Below are 15,664 nucleotides of genomic sequence, written 5' to 3'. Positions count from 1 at the left end.
TTTCTATTAAGCTCAACATATATTTTAAAGGTTGGCGGTCACTTCTCATTTTACCTGACGGTGATCGCTTTTACTTTTGATATTCTCATGGGAGAATGAAACAGCCCTACCCAAACCCCCCGTTGGGGTCGTGGCGCCGCCCCCAAACCCCGGAGCGCATTAGTTTTTCGGTGGGATGCTTACAGGCAGCCGAGGCACGCATCTGTAATAATTTAACAGTCACGACCCTGGCATGAGTGCTTCTCCTGATATGTAGCCTATACTCAAAAGCCTTATTTTAAAAGGGTTTTACCATTATTCAGATGGCTCTAACTAAAGACTTTTTAGAAGCTGCATCGTTCAATTCCCAGAAATTATGAATTTAACCGTTAAAGATTTGGGTGAACAGGGATTGCTACCGATTCTGCAAAAATATTGTCCTGCGGAGATTATCGGTGATGATGGGGCGATTTTATCCCTCAAGGAGGGTTATTCTCTCGTTGTCACCACTGATGTTTTAGTTAATAACGTCCACTTTAGCGATCTTACCACCTCTCCCGAAGATGTGGGCTGGCGAGCGGCGGCGGCTAATTTATCCGATTTAGCGGCTATGGGGGCAGAACCCCTGGGAATTACGGTAGGATTGGCTTTAACTCCCGATCTAGCCATCGATTGGCTAGAAGGACTCTATCGGGGTCTTAGCTCTTGTCTGCAAGTATATCAGACGGCGATCGTCGGGGGTGATCTCTGTCGGGCCACGGAGATTAACATCAGTATCACCGCCCTGGGACAAGTGGCAAAAAATGAAGAAATTAGACGTTTTAATGCAAAAGTTGGCGATAGTATCGTTATTACTGGTTATCACGGTTTATCGCGGGCTGGATTAGAGTTACTCTTCCACCCTGAAACCGGTAGGAATTTAAATTCCGCCCAAAAAAAGAGATTAATCCAAGCCCATCAACGCCCGCGACCGAGACTTGATTGCATACCACATTTACAAAAAATTGTCAAGCAATTTCCCATCGCCGGCATGGATAGCAGTGACGGGTTAGCAGATGCCATCATGCAAATTTGTCGCTGTAGTGGGGTTGGTGCCGAAATCGAGAGGATTCCCCTGCATCCAACCCTGAAAGAATATGTAGGAGCCAAAAAAGCTCTAGAATGGGCTTTATACGGCGGTGAAGACTTTGAGTTAGTTTTGTGTTTGCCCCCGGACAGTGCCAGAGAATTGCTCGAGAAAGTGGGGGAAGAGGGGGCGATAATCGGTCAAATTGTCCCGGGGAAAGAGATAAAATTAGCCGACGGTAGAAACCTAAGTTTAAGCTCTGGATTTCAACATTTTTAGCCTCTATAAATCGCCAAAACCTTTCTTTTTCTTGATTTTCTTCGGTTTTTTCGGGCTGCCACCTTGACCGCGGAACCCCGGTTGATTGCCACCCCCAAACATTCCGCCACCCATCCCGGGCATCCCCGGCATAGCGGGCATTTGTCCCCGTCCCATCTGTTGCATCATCGTTCGCATTCTGGTGAAATTAGTAATTAGTTTGGTAACTTCCGTTTCCGGATGTCCCGAACCTTTGGCAATGCGACGACGACGATTAGGAGATTTGGCCAATAAATCGGGGTTAGCGCGTTCCTCCGTGGTCATGGAATTAATCATCGCTTCCGTGCGTTTTAACTCTTTTTCGCCCTTTTCGATGTCTGTCCCGCTCAGTTTGCCCAGACCGGGGATTAATTTTAAGACTCCCCCCAGGGAACCCATATTTTTTAACAGCCGCATCTGTTTGAGGAAGTCATTAAAATCAAACTTGGCCTCTAAAATCTTGGCCTGCATTTTGGCCGCGTCTTCTAGGTCTAACTGTTCCTGAGCTTTTTCCACTAGCGTCAGGACATCACCCATATTGAGGATGCGACTGGCAAGGCGATCGGGATAAAATGGCTCTAAAGCCTCGACTTTTTCCCCAACCCCAACAAATTTAATCGGTTGTCCCGATATTTGCCGCACTGATAGGGCAGCCCCACCGCGAGTATCACCGTCCAGTTTGGTGAGAATTGCCCCCGTGATGCCGATTTGTTGGTGAAAAGTGTGGGTGAGATTGGCCGCTTCTTGACCGGTCATCGCATCCACCACTAATAAAGTGTCGTCGGCCTTGACAATTTTCTTGATTTGTGCTAGTTCGCCCATCATCTGGGTATCTATCTGCAAACGACCGGCGGTGTCGATGATAACCGTATCTACGCCCAATTCTTTGGCTTTTTCCACACCTTGACGGGCGATATCGACGGGATTAGCCTGAGAACCCATCTCGAAGACGGGAACATTTATCTGTTTACCGAGGGTGATTAATTGGTCAATGGCCGCTGGACGGTAAACATCGGTAGCCACCATCAGGCAGCTTTTGGACTGTTTGCGGAGATATAGGGCTAATTTGGCGGTGGCGGTGGTTTTTCCTGTCCCTTGCAACCCGGCCATTAAAATTACGGTGGGGGGTTTATCGGCCTGGGCTAGGGGAACGTTGCTTTCCCCCATAATTTTAACTAATTCATCATAGACAATTTTGATAAATTGCTGGCCGGGATTGACTCCAGAAATAACTTCAGCGCCGAGGGCTTGTTTCTCGACCTCAGCAATAAATCCCTTGACCACCTGTAGGTTAACATCTGCTTCTAATAAAGCCCGCCGGACTTCTTTAAGGGTTTCTTGTATATTGGCCGAGGAGATTTTATCTTGACCTCGTAATTTTTTCCAGGCGTCTTCTAAGCGGTCGGCCAGTGCGTCGAACATAGTTTCGGAATTAAATTTTTAACTAGATCGATTTTATCTCAATGTCGGGCTGAAGACCGCCGCTCTTACCCTCCTAAGTTCTGATTGCTCAAAAATAGTCGTAATTTTAATAAACTGAGAGTTTGACCGAGATTGAGGGGAAGGAGGGAAATGCCTTCTAAACGCGATTGTAACCAACCATCGCCCCAATACCATTCGTGATAGCCATCGATACCTTGACTCAAAAGCAAGCGTAAACACTGGTCATTAGCTAATAAAACCTGATGTTGTACGGGAATTAAACCTAACCAAGAGGTAAAAGTCAAGCCTGCCTCTAATTTATCGGGTAGATTGGGCGAGAGCATTTGCGGCCACAGCCATTGACGGAGATGAGCAGTTTTGAGCAAACTATCCCGGATAGCCTGTTCACTGGCCGAGATTTCGATACGCAGCTGACTTTGTTGAAAATTGCCGAACATATTGTTGTCTGATAATTTTTGTTAAGTTAGTTAAAGAATAACTAAAAATCGGGACAGCGTTTTCCAAGGATAACAGTAAGTAGTATGGCAGATAAATTAATCCGCGCCACGGCCGCCGATGGGGGAATTAGAGTAGTAGGAGTGATTACCACTCGTTTAACCGAAGAAGCCCGCCAAAGACATAAATTATCTAACGTAGCCACCGCCGCTCTCGGTCGCACTATGGCATCGGCTTTACTCTTGGCTTCCAGTTTAAAAAAACCAGGTTCTAGGGTCAATATTCGCATTAAAGGCGATGGTCCCCTAGGCGGTGTTTTAGTTGATGCCGGACTCGATGGCACGGTGCGGGGTTATGTGGACTGTCCCCAGGTGGAATTACTCCCCAATGCTAAAGGTAAATTAGATGTGGGTCGCGCCGTGGGTGACAAGGGTTATGTGCGGGTCTTGCGGGAAGAAAAAGGCGAGGAGAGAAATGAACTTCAAGAAAGCATCGTGGAAATAGTTTCTGGGGAAGTGGGGGAAGATATCGCCTACTACCTGGACCAATCGGAACAAATTCCCTCCGCTTTGCAAGTGGGGGTTTTTGTCGGTACGACCACAGGAGTAACGGCTGCCGGGGGAATTTTATTACAAGTTCTCTCTAAAGAAGCGTCCCGGGATGAGGTCTTGGTGGCTCGTTTAGAGTCGAGATTGCGAAAATTAACGGGATTTACGCCTCTTTTACGGGCAGGAAAAGGACTAGAAGATATTTTTCAGGAACTTCTCGGAGATATGGGTCTAGAAATTTTTCCGGCTGTGCAGATGCTGCGTTTTGATTGTGATTGTTCTTTTGAACGGGCCTTAGGAGCTTTAAAATTCCTCGGGGTCGATGAATTAAAAGACATCATCGAAAAGGATAAACAAGCGGAAGCCATCTGTGAGTTTTGCCAGGAAGTGTATAGTGCCAACGAGACGCAATTAATCGAATTAGTCGAGTCTCTACAAGCTGAATCTTGCTGAGAAGTTGGGCAATGAGCGCCATTAAGGTAAAATCTATCTAAAAATATCCGTCAGGGAGTCGTGAATGTTTAAAGGAAAAGAATTAACCAAAAATCTAGTCAAACGAGAATCGATTGACTCCCTGACTCGTTGGCCAGAGAAAACTAAATCTTTTCTTTTTCTCTTTTGGTACCGATACCAGCATCGTTTCACTTGGAAAGTTTGGGCGGCTTTATTTGTCGTGGTCTTTGGCGGTGTTGGCTTTCTCGCCACTTGGCAGTTATTAAATATGCAGAAGTCGCCCAATTGCCCGAAAATCTTCTGGCCTATCGCTTCTGCCTCCCTGCGTCTCTACTGCGCTCAACTTTCCGCCGATAGTCGCACCGTGGCAGGCCTACTCGAAGCAATTGCCCTAGTGGAAGCTTTGCCCGATGACCATCCCTTGCGATCGCAAGTTAATCAACAGGTGGAAGAATGGGCGCGAGATATCCTGAATTTGGCTGAAAAAGACTATCAAGCGGGAAATTTACAGCAAGCGATCGCTAAAGCTCGTCAAATCCCCAATAATATGGCAGTAGCGGCAATTATTGAAGAAAGAATCGCTAAGTGGCAAGGAACTTGGACGGAAGGCAACGAGATATTAAGCAAACTAGAGGAAAATCTCCGCGCTTCCAACTGGAATCAATCTTTCCGTCTAGCGGTGGATTTATTGAACTTAAATAACGAATATTGGGCAACGGTTAAATATAATGAAGCGCTCGCTAAAATTACCGTCGCCCGGGAAGATAGCAGTAAATTAGATAATGCCTTTAATCTCTTTGCCCGGGGCGGTCTCGACAATTGGTTCAAAGTCATCGAAGAAGCTAGAAAAATTCAAGCCAGCAGTTATGCCTATCAGGAGGCAGAAAAATTAATCGGGAAAACCGAGGATAAACTACAAGAATACGCCGAAAGATTAATTGAGCGGAAGCAATGGCAAGCTCTCCGGGATTTGGCTAACCAAACCCCCAAAGACCTCAAAATTAAAGAAGATGTCACCGATTGGTCCCTCTTGTCCGCAGCGGCCTTAGATGCGGAAGCCGGCACGGTGGAGGGATTGGAAGCTGCCATACTGGGACTAGAACAAATCGACGCTTCTCGACCTCTCCATCAAACAGCCCTAGCTATGAGGGAGCGCTGGCAGTTACAGGTACAGGATCTAAGAATACTGTCCGAGGCTAGAGATTTAGCACAAGCAGGTACGATCGAGCAGTATAGCGCCGCTATCGCGAAAGCGGGCGAGGTTCCCCGTAATAATCCCCTCTGGTCGCAAGCACAGCAGGAAATTGGCTCTTGGAATCGTCAAATACAAGTGATTGAAGACCGGCCGATTTTAGAACGGGCGCGGGAAATCGCTCTCCCCGGCGATATTAATTCCCTGGGTAACGCTATTATTCAGGCGCGGGCAATCGCTAAGAATCGGGCCTTATACCGAGATGCTCAAGGGGAAATTCGCGACTGGCAAGGGCGGATTGAACGTATGGAGGATCAACCCATTTTAGATCAGGCGCAAGCTTTGGCCAATCTCAAAGACTATAGCACGGCGATCGAAACTGCCAATCAAATTCCCCCCGGTCGCGCTCTTTCCTCGGAAGCTTCCCAAAATATCCGTCGTTGGCGCCGAGAGTTGCGGGCCCGTCAAAATCTCCAACAGGCTAATCAATTAGCGGCGACGGGAACCGCAGAAGGTTTAACCCGGGCGATTGCTTTAGTTACCAATATTTCCACTAAAACCGATGCGGGTGTGCAACGGACTGAATTGCTGGAACGTTGGAGTTATCAGCTTTTGTCTTTAGCCACGGACCAAGCTAATAATGGTCGTTATCTGGAAGCTATTCGCCTGGCTGAATCCGTATCCCCGGAAAGTACCGCTTACAGTTCGGCTCGCTCCCAAATACAAGGCTGGCGCAATATTCTCCAACCTCCGGCCCCACCGCCAATAGTTGAATCGACTCCCCTCTCCCCGGAGTCCCCGATAGAAACACCGAGTCCGGGTCAATAATCAGTTTTAGGGGCTGTTTTTCCGGTGAATTGCCCCTAAAAAAGTCCCTCATCCCCAGGGGTCTGTCCAGTTAAAATTGACGGATATAATTGGGTTAATTTGAGGCGAGCATCTTTCCTGAAATTGCCAGTCATACTAAATCCGTTGAGTATAGGTAACATATCAGACAGGCAAAAGGCAAGAGGCAAAAGGCAAAGGGGAGAATAAATAATCAGTTTTTAATAACTGGATTTAGTATCATACCAAATCCGTTTTTAATAGTGTGAATAACTTTTAAACAGGATTTAGTATGATTCCTGTAAATGAAATACTAAAAATTATCATCATTATTTTTAATTAAAAAATTACAACAAAAATAACCAAAGCTAATTTTAAAAAGATAATAGATAGTTGTTAAGCTAAAACGCATTTTAACCGCCTCTCCTTAGATTAGCTAAATCTCCCTCAATCCCTTTACTGTTGCCTCTTGCCTGTTGCCTCTTGCCTGATCTCAACAAGCAATTTAAATACGCGGGCAGCTTATGAATTACATTAATCAATCAAGCAAAAAACAGAACTCTGTAATTTCTATGAGAGCAAGTGAGGTACTAGATTTATATGCCAAAGGGAAACGCGATTTTACAGGAGTAAAATTAAAAGGACAGTGTTTTCACGGAAAGAATTTATCGGGGGCTAATTTTAGTCAAGCCGATCTCCGTGGCACTAATTTTCAAGGGGCTATTTTAGAGAGAACTAAATTTACAGAGGCCAGGGCAGGATTACTAAAGCGCGGTCGGCTACAATTAATCTTAATTTCTTGGTTAATAGCGGCTGTCTGCGGCTTTCTGTGGGGATTAGCTGGTTATTATCTAGCTTTAATGCTGGTGACAGATGTAACCGAATTTAAAATCATTGGTGCGGTGATAATTACAATTTTATCTCTAATTTACGGAATATTTTATCGTCAACGAGTTGGGGGATTGCCCTTAGTTTTATCCTTGATTTCTGGTCAAGCAATAAGTTTTATCCTAGCAATTCTTATCAGCTTAATTTTAACTTTATTGACAGTAATTATACTAGCTTTTCAAGGAGCATTAGCAGGAATAGCCGTGATGAATGTAACTTTTTCTATAGCTTTGATTGTTGGGGTTTGTGTTACTTTATTCACCGCTTATCTAGCCTGGTTATCCCTAGAAGAATCGAGAGCAACGGTCACGAAATCGATGGCAATTGCTTTTTTAGCCAGTAAAGGTACAAATTTTTTCGGGGCAAATCTGCAAGAAGCTGATTTCACGGGAGCGCAGTTAAAAGCCACTGATTTAAGGGCAAAAGATTTAACTAGAACTCGATTTTATCTGGTATCGGGCATCGAGCGAGCGCGCTGGGAAAAGACAATTCTGGACGAAGTTGCGATGAGAAATCTTCTGGTTACTGGTCAAGGGGAAAATAAAGCTTATATTGGCTATAATTTTCGCGGACTAAATCTTTCCGGGGTTAACTTAAAAAATGCCAACCTGACTAGGGCAAATTTCAGTGAGGCAAATTTAGCCTACGCTAATCTAGAAGGGGCAAATTTAGCCCATAGTAACGTGATGAGAGCCAATTTACAGGGAGCCACCTTGACGGGTGCTTGTATCGAAGCTTGGAAAATCGCCGAAAATACCAATTTAGAAGGGGTTGATTGTGATTATATCTATTTAGTCGAGTGCGATCAAGAGCGCCGTCCTTGGCAGGGAGAATTTGGGGAAGGGGAATTCCGGCAATTGGCCCTAGAGCAGCGAAAATTGTATATTGACGAATAACTGCTATACAAAGCCAAAATTGCGGCTCCGAGGCGGGCAATTAGAGGGATAATAAGACCAACCCCGATCGATCGGGTGTCAGAGGCGGCGGAGTTACATCCCGATGCCAAATAAGGTTATTTGCCCTTTTCCCTAACCCCTATCCCCCGACTGGTAACTGATCACTGATAAGCGATGGTGAATATTTCTAATCAAGTTATACCCAATCGGGGACTAGCGCCCCTTAGAAAAGCCTCCGATGTCCAAATCCTAGCGGCGATCGATATTGGGACGAATTCGGTTCACATGGTAGTAGTGGCAATTGAACCGTCTTTACCCGCTTTTACGATTATTGCCAGAGAAAAGGATATAGTCCGTCTGGGCGATCGAGATAGAAAAACTGGTAAATTAACCCTAGCGGCCATGGAAAGAGCGATCGCCGCTTTAAAACGCTGTCACGATCTGGCTATTAGTCTCCATGCGGATCAGATTATTGCCGTTGCCACTAGCGCCACCCGGGAAGCGACCAACGGCGACGAATTTTTGGCTTTAATCGCGAAAGAAGTCGGTATTTCTGTAAATCTCATCTCTGGACAGGAGGAAGCGCGCCGGATTTATCTCGGTGTCGTCTCGGGAATGGATTTCCAAAATCAAGCCCATATTATTATCGATATCGGTGGTGGTTCCACAGAATTAATCTTAGCTGATAGTCAAGAAATTCGCTTTCTTAGTAGTACCAAAATCGGGGCTGTGCGTTTGAGCCAAGATTTGATCACCACCGATCCCATTAGTACCACAGAATTAGCCTATTTAAGAGCCTACACCCGGGGAATGTTAGAGCGGGCGGTGGAGGAAATTAAACATCATTTACAGGTGGGAGAAGTGCCGCGTTTAGTGGGAACTTCTGGGACGATCGAAACTTTGATGACTATCCATGCTTTGGAGAAATTGGGGGAAATTCCCAATCCTTTAAATGGCTATCAATTAACCCGCAAAGATGTCAAAGAATTGGTCAAACGTTTCGCCACTTTGGACTATCACCAAAGACTGGCAATTCTGGGGATGTCCGATAAACGGGCCGAGATAATTCTAGCCGGTTCGATCGTGCTTTTGGAAGCGATGACCATGTTAGATGTTGATAAGTTAGTTCTCTGTGAAAGAGCCTTGCGAGAAGGGGTAATCGTCGATTGGATGCTGACGCACGGTTTAATTGATAATCGGTTACTTTATCAGAGTCAAATCCGTCAGCGCAGTGTCTTGAAAATAGCGAAAAAGTATCAAGTTAATTTAGAATCTGCTGAGAGAATAGCGACATTTTCCCTGTCTTTATTTGAGCAAACCCAAGCACAATTACATTCTTGGAATCAGGAGGCTAAAGATTTATTATGGGCAGCGGCTATACTGCATAATAGTGGTTTATATGTTAGTCATGCTGCCCATCATAAACATTCCTATTATTTAATTCGCAATGGGGAACTGTTGGGCTATACGGAAATAGAGTTAGAAGTTATCGCTAATATCGCTCGTTATCACCGCAAAAGTAAACCGAAGAAAAGGCACGATGATTTTATGAAATTAACTGAATACTATCAGTATATGGTCAGACATTTAAGCGCTATACTGCGCTTGGCTGTGGCTTTAGATCGGCGACAAATAGGAGCGATTAAAAAGATTGAATGTAAGTACGATCCTGAATATAGAACCCTACATCTGCATCTTTTTCCTAATAATGCTGAAGATGATTGTGCTTTAGAATTGTGGAGTTTAGACTATAAAAAACCTGTTTTTGAAGAAGAATTTGGGGTGAAAGTAGTGGCAACTTTGGCATTTTTGCCCTGAAACCATGTACCGCCGGTATTAAGTAGCTTGAAATCGGCAAGATTGGAATTTTCATACCACTGTTAAAAACTGTCAGGTTACTGTTATAATCCAGAGGGAATAGTATCGCAGAAAGAAAAGGAGCCGAAAAACTTGTTGCAATTAGCTAAAATTGGTCGCTTGATCGCTCTTGGTTGCTTGGGAACGATACTGTCTAGCTTTCCTGTCCTCTCGGCCGAGAGAATCACTTTTATCTTACCGCCCTTTAGTCGTACCCTAGAAATTAGTTCCCTAGAAAAGTTTGTCGAGACTGGCAGAATTGACGCTAATCTAAGACAATATTTAGGTAATACCACCCCCGAACAACAAAGAGAATTTCGCCAAGCTTTAACCACAAGTAAAGAAATTAATCCCGTCCTGATCTCGCGCTTTTTTAACACCACAATGGGGGAAGATATCCTCAACCTTTTAGGGGAACTGATCACCATTCAAGGGGGTATTAATGGTAAATTCGCTCTGCGTTCTGCCCTAATTAAATCAGCTTTTGAACCGGGAGGGGTAACTATTCTTAACCTGCTGCGTAATCTGCCCACTAATATGCAGATTGATGTGACAAGAGTGCAAAGATTAGCTAGGGCGATCGATATCGTCCTGAAAGCGACCACAGTATTCACGGAAAAGGTGGCGCAATTATCCTTAGAAGAAGCTAAAAAGGCCGGTGAAATTAATTTTACCGCCATGACCGACCCCCGACAACCGGGACCGCAACAAGTAGAACAAATGCGGCTGGATTTAACCGATAGCCGTCGTCAGAGGGAACTTTATCTAATCATTGTCAAACCCAAGGGGCAATTAACCCAGAAAACCCCCGTTATTGTCTTTTCCCACGGTTTAGCTTCTCGTCCTGAAGATTTTGTCCGACAAGCGGAACACTTGGCTAGTTACGGTTATCTCGTCGCCATGCCCCAACACCCCGGCAGTGATACCCTACAGGTGCAGAATCTGCTCGCCGGTTTATCGCGGACGGTTTTTTATAGCAACGAATTTGTCAATCGTCCATTGGACATATCTTTTGTGATCGATGAATTGCAAAGACGCAACGCGGGGGAATTTCAGGGGCAATTAGATGTAGATAATGTGGGAGTTGGTGGACATTCCTTCGGCGGTTATACAGCCTTAGCCGTGGGTGGAGCGACGATCGATTTCGAGAATTTACAACGGGACTGCCAAAGAAGATTAGCTTTTCTCAATGTCTCTCTCTTGCTGCAGTGTCGTGCTTTGGATTTACCCCGAGAAGAATACAATTTTCGCGATCGGAGAATCAAAGCGATTTTTACGGTTAATCCGTTTAATTGGAGTATTTTCGGGGCTAAAGGACTGGCTAAGATCGAAATTCCCACTTTTGTAGCGGCAGGAACCTACGATCCCGCTACCCCCGCTATTTTTGAACAGGTGCGCTCTTTTCCCCTGCTCAACACCGAAAATAAATATTTAGCTCTGATTGAAGGTCAAGCTCACGTCGATTTTTCGGTACTAGACGCGGGAATTAACGAAGCGATCGAATCCATAGCCGATCTTACCCTGCCAGCACCCTATGTGATCGATAGTTACGCCCATTCCCTATCTTTGGCCTTTTTTGAGGTGTATATTCGCAAAAACCCCAGCTATAAACCTTTTTTACAGGCGGCCTATTCCCAATATCTCAGTCAAGGCCAAAAGTTTAGATGTTTTCTGATTACCCGCGCCTCCTCGGCAGCTTTAGAACAACTCATCGAAGATTTTATCGCTCAAAATGTCCGTTAATCAGTTATCAGTTATCAGTTATCAGTTATCAGTTATCAGTTCACTGTTTACTGATCACTGAAAAGCTCCCCACTTACCCACTTCCCCACTTCCAATTCATAATTCATAATTTATATTTGTTGATGGCGTTTAAGCAGTAATTGGATAGCCAAAAGAATTAAACCAATGGTGACAAAAGCAAAAATAAAGGTTCCTAGAGAAGCTAAACCAAAAACTAAAGTGCGGACAGCACTGCCAATTCTCAAGGCGATCGGACTGTGAGCAACCATCGGTTTTGAGTAAAAAGAATGACCGATCGCTGCCGTGAGATAATAGAGAATTGTCCCCAGTGCTGCCGAAATTGCCGCACCAACTAAACAGCGAGTAGGAGTAACTTGTTTGGTTTCTAATTCTGTGGTCATTACTTTTTAGTCCTCAAATATTGCCCAGGTTAAATTTTAATTCTTTTCCCCAGTATTTTACCCGACTAGGACCAAGGAGCGAGGGTGGAAGCAAAAGAAGTATCGACTTGCGAGGAGACGATCAGGTCTTGATTCTGGTCTAGTTCCCGTTTTAACTGTTCCCAATCACCGGGGTCGGTCAACTCCTCATAAACAGGGGCCGCGGAAACGATCGTTTCTTTGTCCAATGACCAGCTTCGGGAAGGAAGGACTGGATTAGTCAAAAGTCGATCGTCTCACTTTCAGGGTCAAGATATTCTACCCCATACTTGGCTTTTAATTTTGACAGTTGTTCGAGTCGGTAGTATGCCAGTGCCTCTGGGTGCATCTCATTTTTGTAAATCTACGTGCGCGTTGCGGGGGAGATGGCGAGAAAGATTCGAGCATTTATACTAAAATCTAAGATAGCCGGTTTAATATCGTCTCAGGGATCAAAACTAAAGCTTAGAATAGATAAAATATGTGGACTTTTATTGATTTATTTGCTGGGATAGGAGGATTTAGAATCGCCCTAGAGAATCTCGGTTGTCAATGCGTTTTTTCTTCGGAAATCGATCCTCACTCCCAAAAGGTTTACTTGGCTAACTATGGTCATTTACCCGATAATCAAGACATCAGAAAATTAGAGGCGAAAACTGTACCCGATCATGATATACTGTGCGGCGGGTTTCCCTGTCAAGCGTTTAGTATCGCCGGCAGAAAACATGGTTTTGAAGATGCACGAGGAACCTTATTTTTTGAAGTTGCCCGTATCTTACACGAAAAGAAACCGAAAGCTTTTATCTTAGAAAATGTCCAGGGGTTAGTCCATCATGATCGAGGTAGAACTTTAAAAACTATTTTAGATATATTAGAAAAGGATTTGCATTATTTTGTCCCCACTCCCCAGATTTTAAATGCCAGATATTTTGGTGTTCCCCAAAATCGTCCCCGAATTTTTATCGTCGGGTTTCGAGAGGATTTAAATATTTACCATTTTTCCTATCCCCAACCAACCCAGCAAGAAACTTGTCTCGAAGATATCCTAGAAGAAAAGGAAGTCAGCGTTAAATATTATCTCTCTAATCAGTATTTAGAAACTTTATTTAAACACAAAGCTAGACATCAAGATAAAGGTAATGGTTTTGGGTATGAGATTATTTCTCCCGATGGTATCGCTAATGCGATTGTGGTGGGAGGTATGGGAAAAGAAAGAAATTTAGTTATCGATAAAAGACTGACTAATTTTACTCCTGTTACTCGCATTAAGGGAGAGGTAAATAAATTATTTGTCCGCAGAATGACTCCCAGAGAATGGGCAAGATTACAGGGGTTTCCTGATAGTTTTCAGATTGTTGTTAGTGATGTCCAAGCTTATAAACAGTTCGGTAATTCTGTGGCTATTCCCGTGGTGGAAGCGGTGGCAAAAGAAGTGATTAAAGCTTTAGATTTATCCAGAGATTCTCAAGAAAATATCAGGTTTAAAGAACTACAGGGTCAACAATTAGATTTATTGTCAATCTGAGGAACAATAACAATTTTTTCTAGGGGTTTGGGTATATTAAGAATAGTTATTATTTGATCAATATGATCGCTATTTATGCTCGACTCTCACTGGATTAACAGTGGACTTGTTACATAATTAATTTTCGAGAGTTCAAAAATGAGAAAAATAGGCATGAGACAAAAATAAAAAGAGCAGCAGAGGTGATGGTTTCGCCGGTTGTGCTTGTGAAAGGTATCTCTCTTATACTACACTTGTAACACCAATATGTTTAGTATTTGGGAGAAGAAAATTATGCGGACAATTACACGCACCACCACCACCGAGATGGAAGTCACTAGCATTCGTCTAGAAAGAGTCCTCAAAGACAAGCTGAAAGAGATTTCCGGCAATCAAGGTTATCAAGCACTCATTCGCGATGTCTTATGGAATTTCGTTCAGCAGAAATCAGGGGATTATCGACCTCAGTTTTGTGCTGGTGATATAAGGGCAGTATTTAACGCTACAGCTAGAAAAAATGAGATTTGCGCTCTTACGGGCAAGTTAATCCCCGCTAATGAAACAATGTTATTAGGTTTGACAATCCATGGCGATTTAGTTCCGTTGAGTATGGATAGTTATGCCAATTTAAAATAAGTTTGACTAGGGTGGGGCAGAATGCAGTATAGTTAGTCCTCACCCATAAAGATAAGGGAACAAGCAATAGGAAAGTGGGAATTATAAATTATGAATTATGAATTGAGAGGTGGGGAGTTTTTTGCTGTAAACAGTCAACTGATAACTGATGACTGATAACTGATAACCGATAACCGATAACTGATAACTGATGACTGATAACTGATGACTGAACCGATTTTACGAGTGGTTTTAATCAATCCGCAAATTCCGCCAAATACGGGGAATATTGCCCGTACTTGCGCCGCAACGAGGACAGAATTGCATTTAGTCGGTCCTTTGGGTTTTGAAATTAGCGATCGCTATCTGAAGCGCGCCGGCTTAGATTATTGGCCCTATGTAAAACTTATGTACCACTTGACAATAAATGAATTCTGTGCTTATCAACAAAAGAGCGGCGGAAGGGCGATCGGGTTTACTGTGCGCGGCAGCAGCAGTTATGTGGAATACAGCTATCAAAGCGGAGATTGGCTACTTTTTGGCAGTGAAACCGACGGTATTCCGGCAGATTTATTACATCAATGTGATGACACGGTTTATATTCCCATGGCGGAACCGGGGGTGAGAAGTTTAAATCTTTCCGTTAGTGTGGCAATCGGATTATTTGAGGCCAGACGACAACTGGGATTTATTCGTTAGCGGGACATTTGGCTATCTAAACAGAGCAAATAAACTGAATTGACCAAAAAATTAGAAAATTGCTTTTATTTAGCTGATTTTTGCCCGGAGCAGAAAAAATAGCAATCGCCATCAATCTTGTCCGTAATAACAGCAAGAAATTATGTGGATTATCCTAGCGCAAGTTAATTGTTGCTCCTTTGTAATTACATAATTTATCGAAAATAAAAAGGCAAGATGAGGCTCATGAATATCTTAGACCTTCCTCCCAATACTTTTCGCAATTTACAGCTTTTTAATCGGCAAAAATCCACCTCTGGCTTAACTCAAGTCGAGATGTTAGTTACCCTAATTTTATTAGGAATTCTCTTAACTATTGCCCTTTCTGCTTATCATCGTTTAATGGCTTGGATTCGCTTAAATATCGCCACCTTTGAAATATCACAACAGTGGAAAAATACCCGTTATCAAGCCACAGGAGAAGGTTCTCATCCCCTATCTTTGTGCATGGCAGCAAGTGAAACCGAACAGATTAAAGTGGCAAAAGTACAAGGGGACGAATGTGAAAATGTCACCGATTGGACTCCCATCACTCGTGGTGTTAGCATCGATACTGATAATTCTACCCTACGCCTAGTTAGTGGACCTATGGGTAGTAAAGGTACAATTTATCGCGCTAGTTGGGCCGATACAAAGGGGGGGTTAGGGTAGGGCTGTTTCATTCTCCCATCAGAATATCAAAAGTAAAAGCGATCACTATCAGGTAAAATGAGAAGTGACCGCCAACTTTTTAAACATATGTTGAGCTTAATAGAAAAACTGAAAC

13 protein-coding genes and 1 pseudogene are annotated in these 15,664 nt (G+C 43.8%); 10 read left to right on the top strand and 4 right to left on the bottom strand.

The window, feature by feature from the left end; all coding sequences use genetic code 11:
• The first annotated feature begins 355 nt into the window (after positions 1–355).
• Positions 356–1,324, top strand: coding sequence for a thiamine-phosphate kinase (gene thiL, locus EWV84_RS15285; RefSeq protein WP_287078693.1), 969 nt, complete (start codon positions 356–358; stop codon positions 1,322–1,324).
• Positions 1,325–1,327: 3 nt separating this feature from the next.
• On the opposite strand, the gene ffh is transcribed toward thiL, so the two are convergent.
• Together ffh and EWV84_RS15275 are read right to left on the bottom strand one after the other, a co-directional pair.
• Positions 1,328–2,764, bottom strand: a complete 1,437-nt coding sequence (ffh, locus tag EWV84_RS15280; RefSeq protein WP_287078692.1) for a signal recognition particle protein — start codon at positions 2,762–2,764, stop codon at positions 1,328–1,330.
• A gap of 65 nt (positions 2,765–2,829) precedes the next feature.
• Positions 2,830–3,222, bottom strand: coding sequence for a hypothetical protein (locus EWV84_RS15275; protein WP_287078690.1), 393 nt, complete (start codon positions 3,220–3,222; stop codon positions 2,830–2,832).
• A gap of 84 nt (positions 3,223–3,306) precedes the next feature.
• Here EWV84_RS15275 and hslO point away from each other — a divergent pair, with 84 nt between their 5' ends.
• The 5 genes from hslO to EWV84_RS15250 all read left to right on the top strand — a co-directional run bounded on the left by hslO (position 3,307) and on the right by EWV84_RS15250 (position 11,622).
• The gene (gene hslO / locus EWV84_RS15270) at positions 3,307–4,221 is read left to right on the top strand and encodes an Hsp33 family molecular chaperone HslO (protein WP_286824540.1); all 915 of its coding nucleotides are present in this window, start codon (positions 3,307–3,309) and stop codon (positions 4,219–4,221) included.
• Positions 4,222–4,285: 64 nt separating this feature from the next.
• Complete coding sequence (locus EWV84_RS15265; RefSeq protein WP_287078688.1) at positions 4,286–6,241, top strand: chromosome segregation ATPase; 1,956 nt, start codon at positions 4,286–4,288, stop codon at positions 6,239–6,241.
• Between the two features lie 569 nt (positions 6,242–6,810).
• Positions 6,811–8,022 (top strand): pentapeptide repeat-containing protein, encoded by a 1,212-nt coding sequence (locus tag EWV84_RS15260; protein ID WP_287078687.1) that lies wholly within the window; start codon positions 6,811–6,813, stop codon positions 8,020–8,022.
• A gap of 174 nt (positions 8,023–8,196) precedes the next feature.
• Positions 8,197–9,840 carry a Ppx/GppA phosphatase family protein gene (locus EWV84_RS15255; RefSeq protein WP_287078686.1) on the top strand — a complete coding sequence of 548 codons (1,644 nt, stop codon included), beginning with the start codon at positions 8,197–8,199 and terminating at the stop codon, positions 9,838–9,840.
• Between the two features lie 132 nt (positions 9,841–9,972).
• Positions 9,973–11,622: an alpha/beta hydrolase gene (locus EWV84_RS15250; RefSeq protein ID WP_287078684.1), complete on the top strand. Its 1,650-nt coding sequence runs from the start codon at positions 9,973–9,975 to the stop codon at positions 11,620–11,622.
• Positions 11,623–11,732: 110 nt separating this feature from the next.
• Here EWV84_RS15250 and EWV84_RS15245 read toward each other — a convergent pair whose 3' ends face one another.
• Both EWV84_RS15245 and EWV84_RS15240 read right to left on the bottom strand, forming a co-directional pair.
• A complete protein-coding gene (locus EWV84_RS15245) occupies positions 11,733–12,023 on the bottom strand; it encodes a DUF3082 domain-containing protein (RefSeq protein ID WP_286824545.1) in 291 nt (96 codons plus the stop codon).
• Positions 12,024–12,088: 65 nt separating this feature from the next.
• Entirely contained in the window at positions 12,089–12,286 is a 198-nt protein-coding gene (locus EWV84_RS15240; protein ID WP_286824546.1) for a hypothetical protein, read from the bottom strand.
• A 236-nt stretch (positions 12,287–12,522) separates the two neighbouring features.
• On the opposite strand from EWV84_RS15240, the gene EWV84_RS15235 reads away from it, so the two are divergent.
• The 4 genes and pseudogenes from EWV84_RS15235 to EWV84_RS15220 form a co-directional block, all read left to right on the top strand.
• The gene (locus EWV84_RS15235) at positions 12,523–13,566 is read left to right on the top strand and encodes a DNA cytosine methyltransferase (protein ID WP_287078680.1); all 1,044 of its coding nucleotides are present in this window, start codon (positions 12,523–12,525) and stop codon (positions 13,564–13,566) included.
• A gap of 273 nt (positions 13,567–13,839) precedes the next feature.
• Complete coding sequence (locus tag EWV84_RS15230; protein WP_002754608.1) at positions 13,840–14,181, top strand: hypothetical protein; 342 nt, start codon at positions 13,840–13,842, stop codon at positions 14,179–14,181.
• A gap of 204 nt (positions 14,182–14,385) precedes the next feature.
• Positions 14,386–14,859, top strand: a complete 474-nt coding sequence (locus EWV84_RS15225; RefSeq protein WP_287078678.1) for a tRNA (cytidine(34)-2'-O)-methyltransferase — start codon at positions 14,386–14,388, stop codon at positions 14,857–14,859.
• A gap of 225 nt (positions 14,860–15,084) precedes the next feature.
• Positions 15,085–15,546, top strand: a pseudogene (locus tag EWV84_RS15220) (prepilin-type cleavage/methylation domain-containing protein); the annotation flags it as partial.
• Positions 15,547–15,664 lie beyond the last annotated feature (118 nt).

Source organism: Microcystis sp. M_QC_C_20170808_M3Col (genome assembly GCF_007095505.1).
Lineage (GTDB): Bacteria > Cyanobacteriota > Cyanobacteriia > Cyanobacteriales > Microcystaceae > Microcystis.
This window is presented reverse-complemented; position numbering and strand designations above follow the sequence as displayed.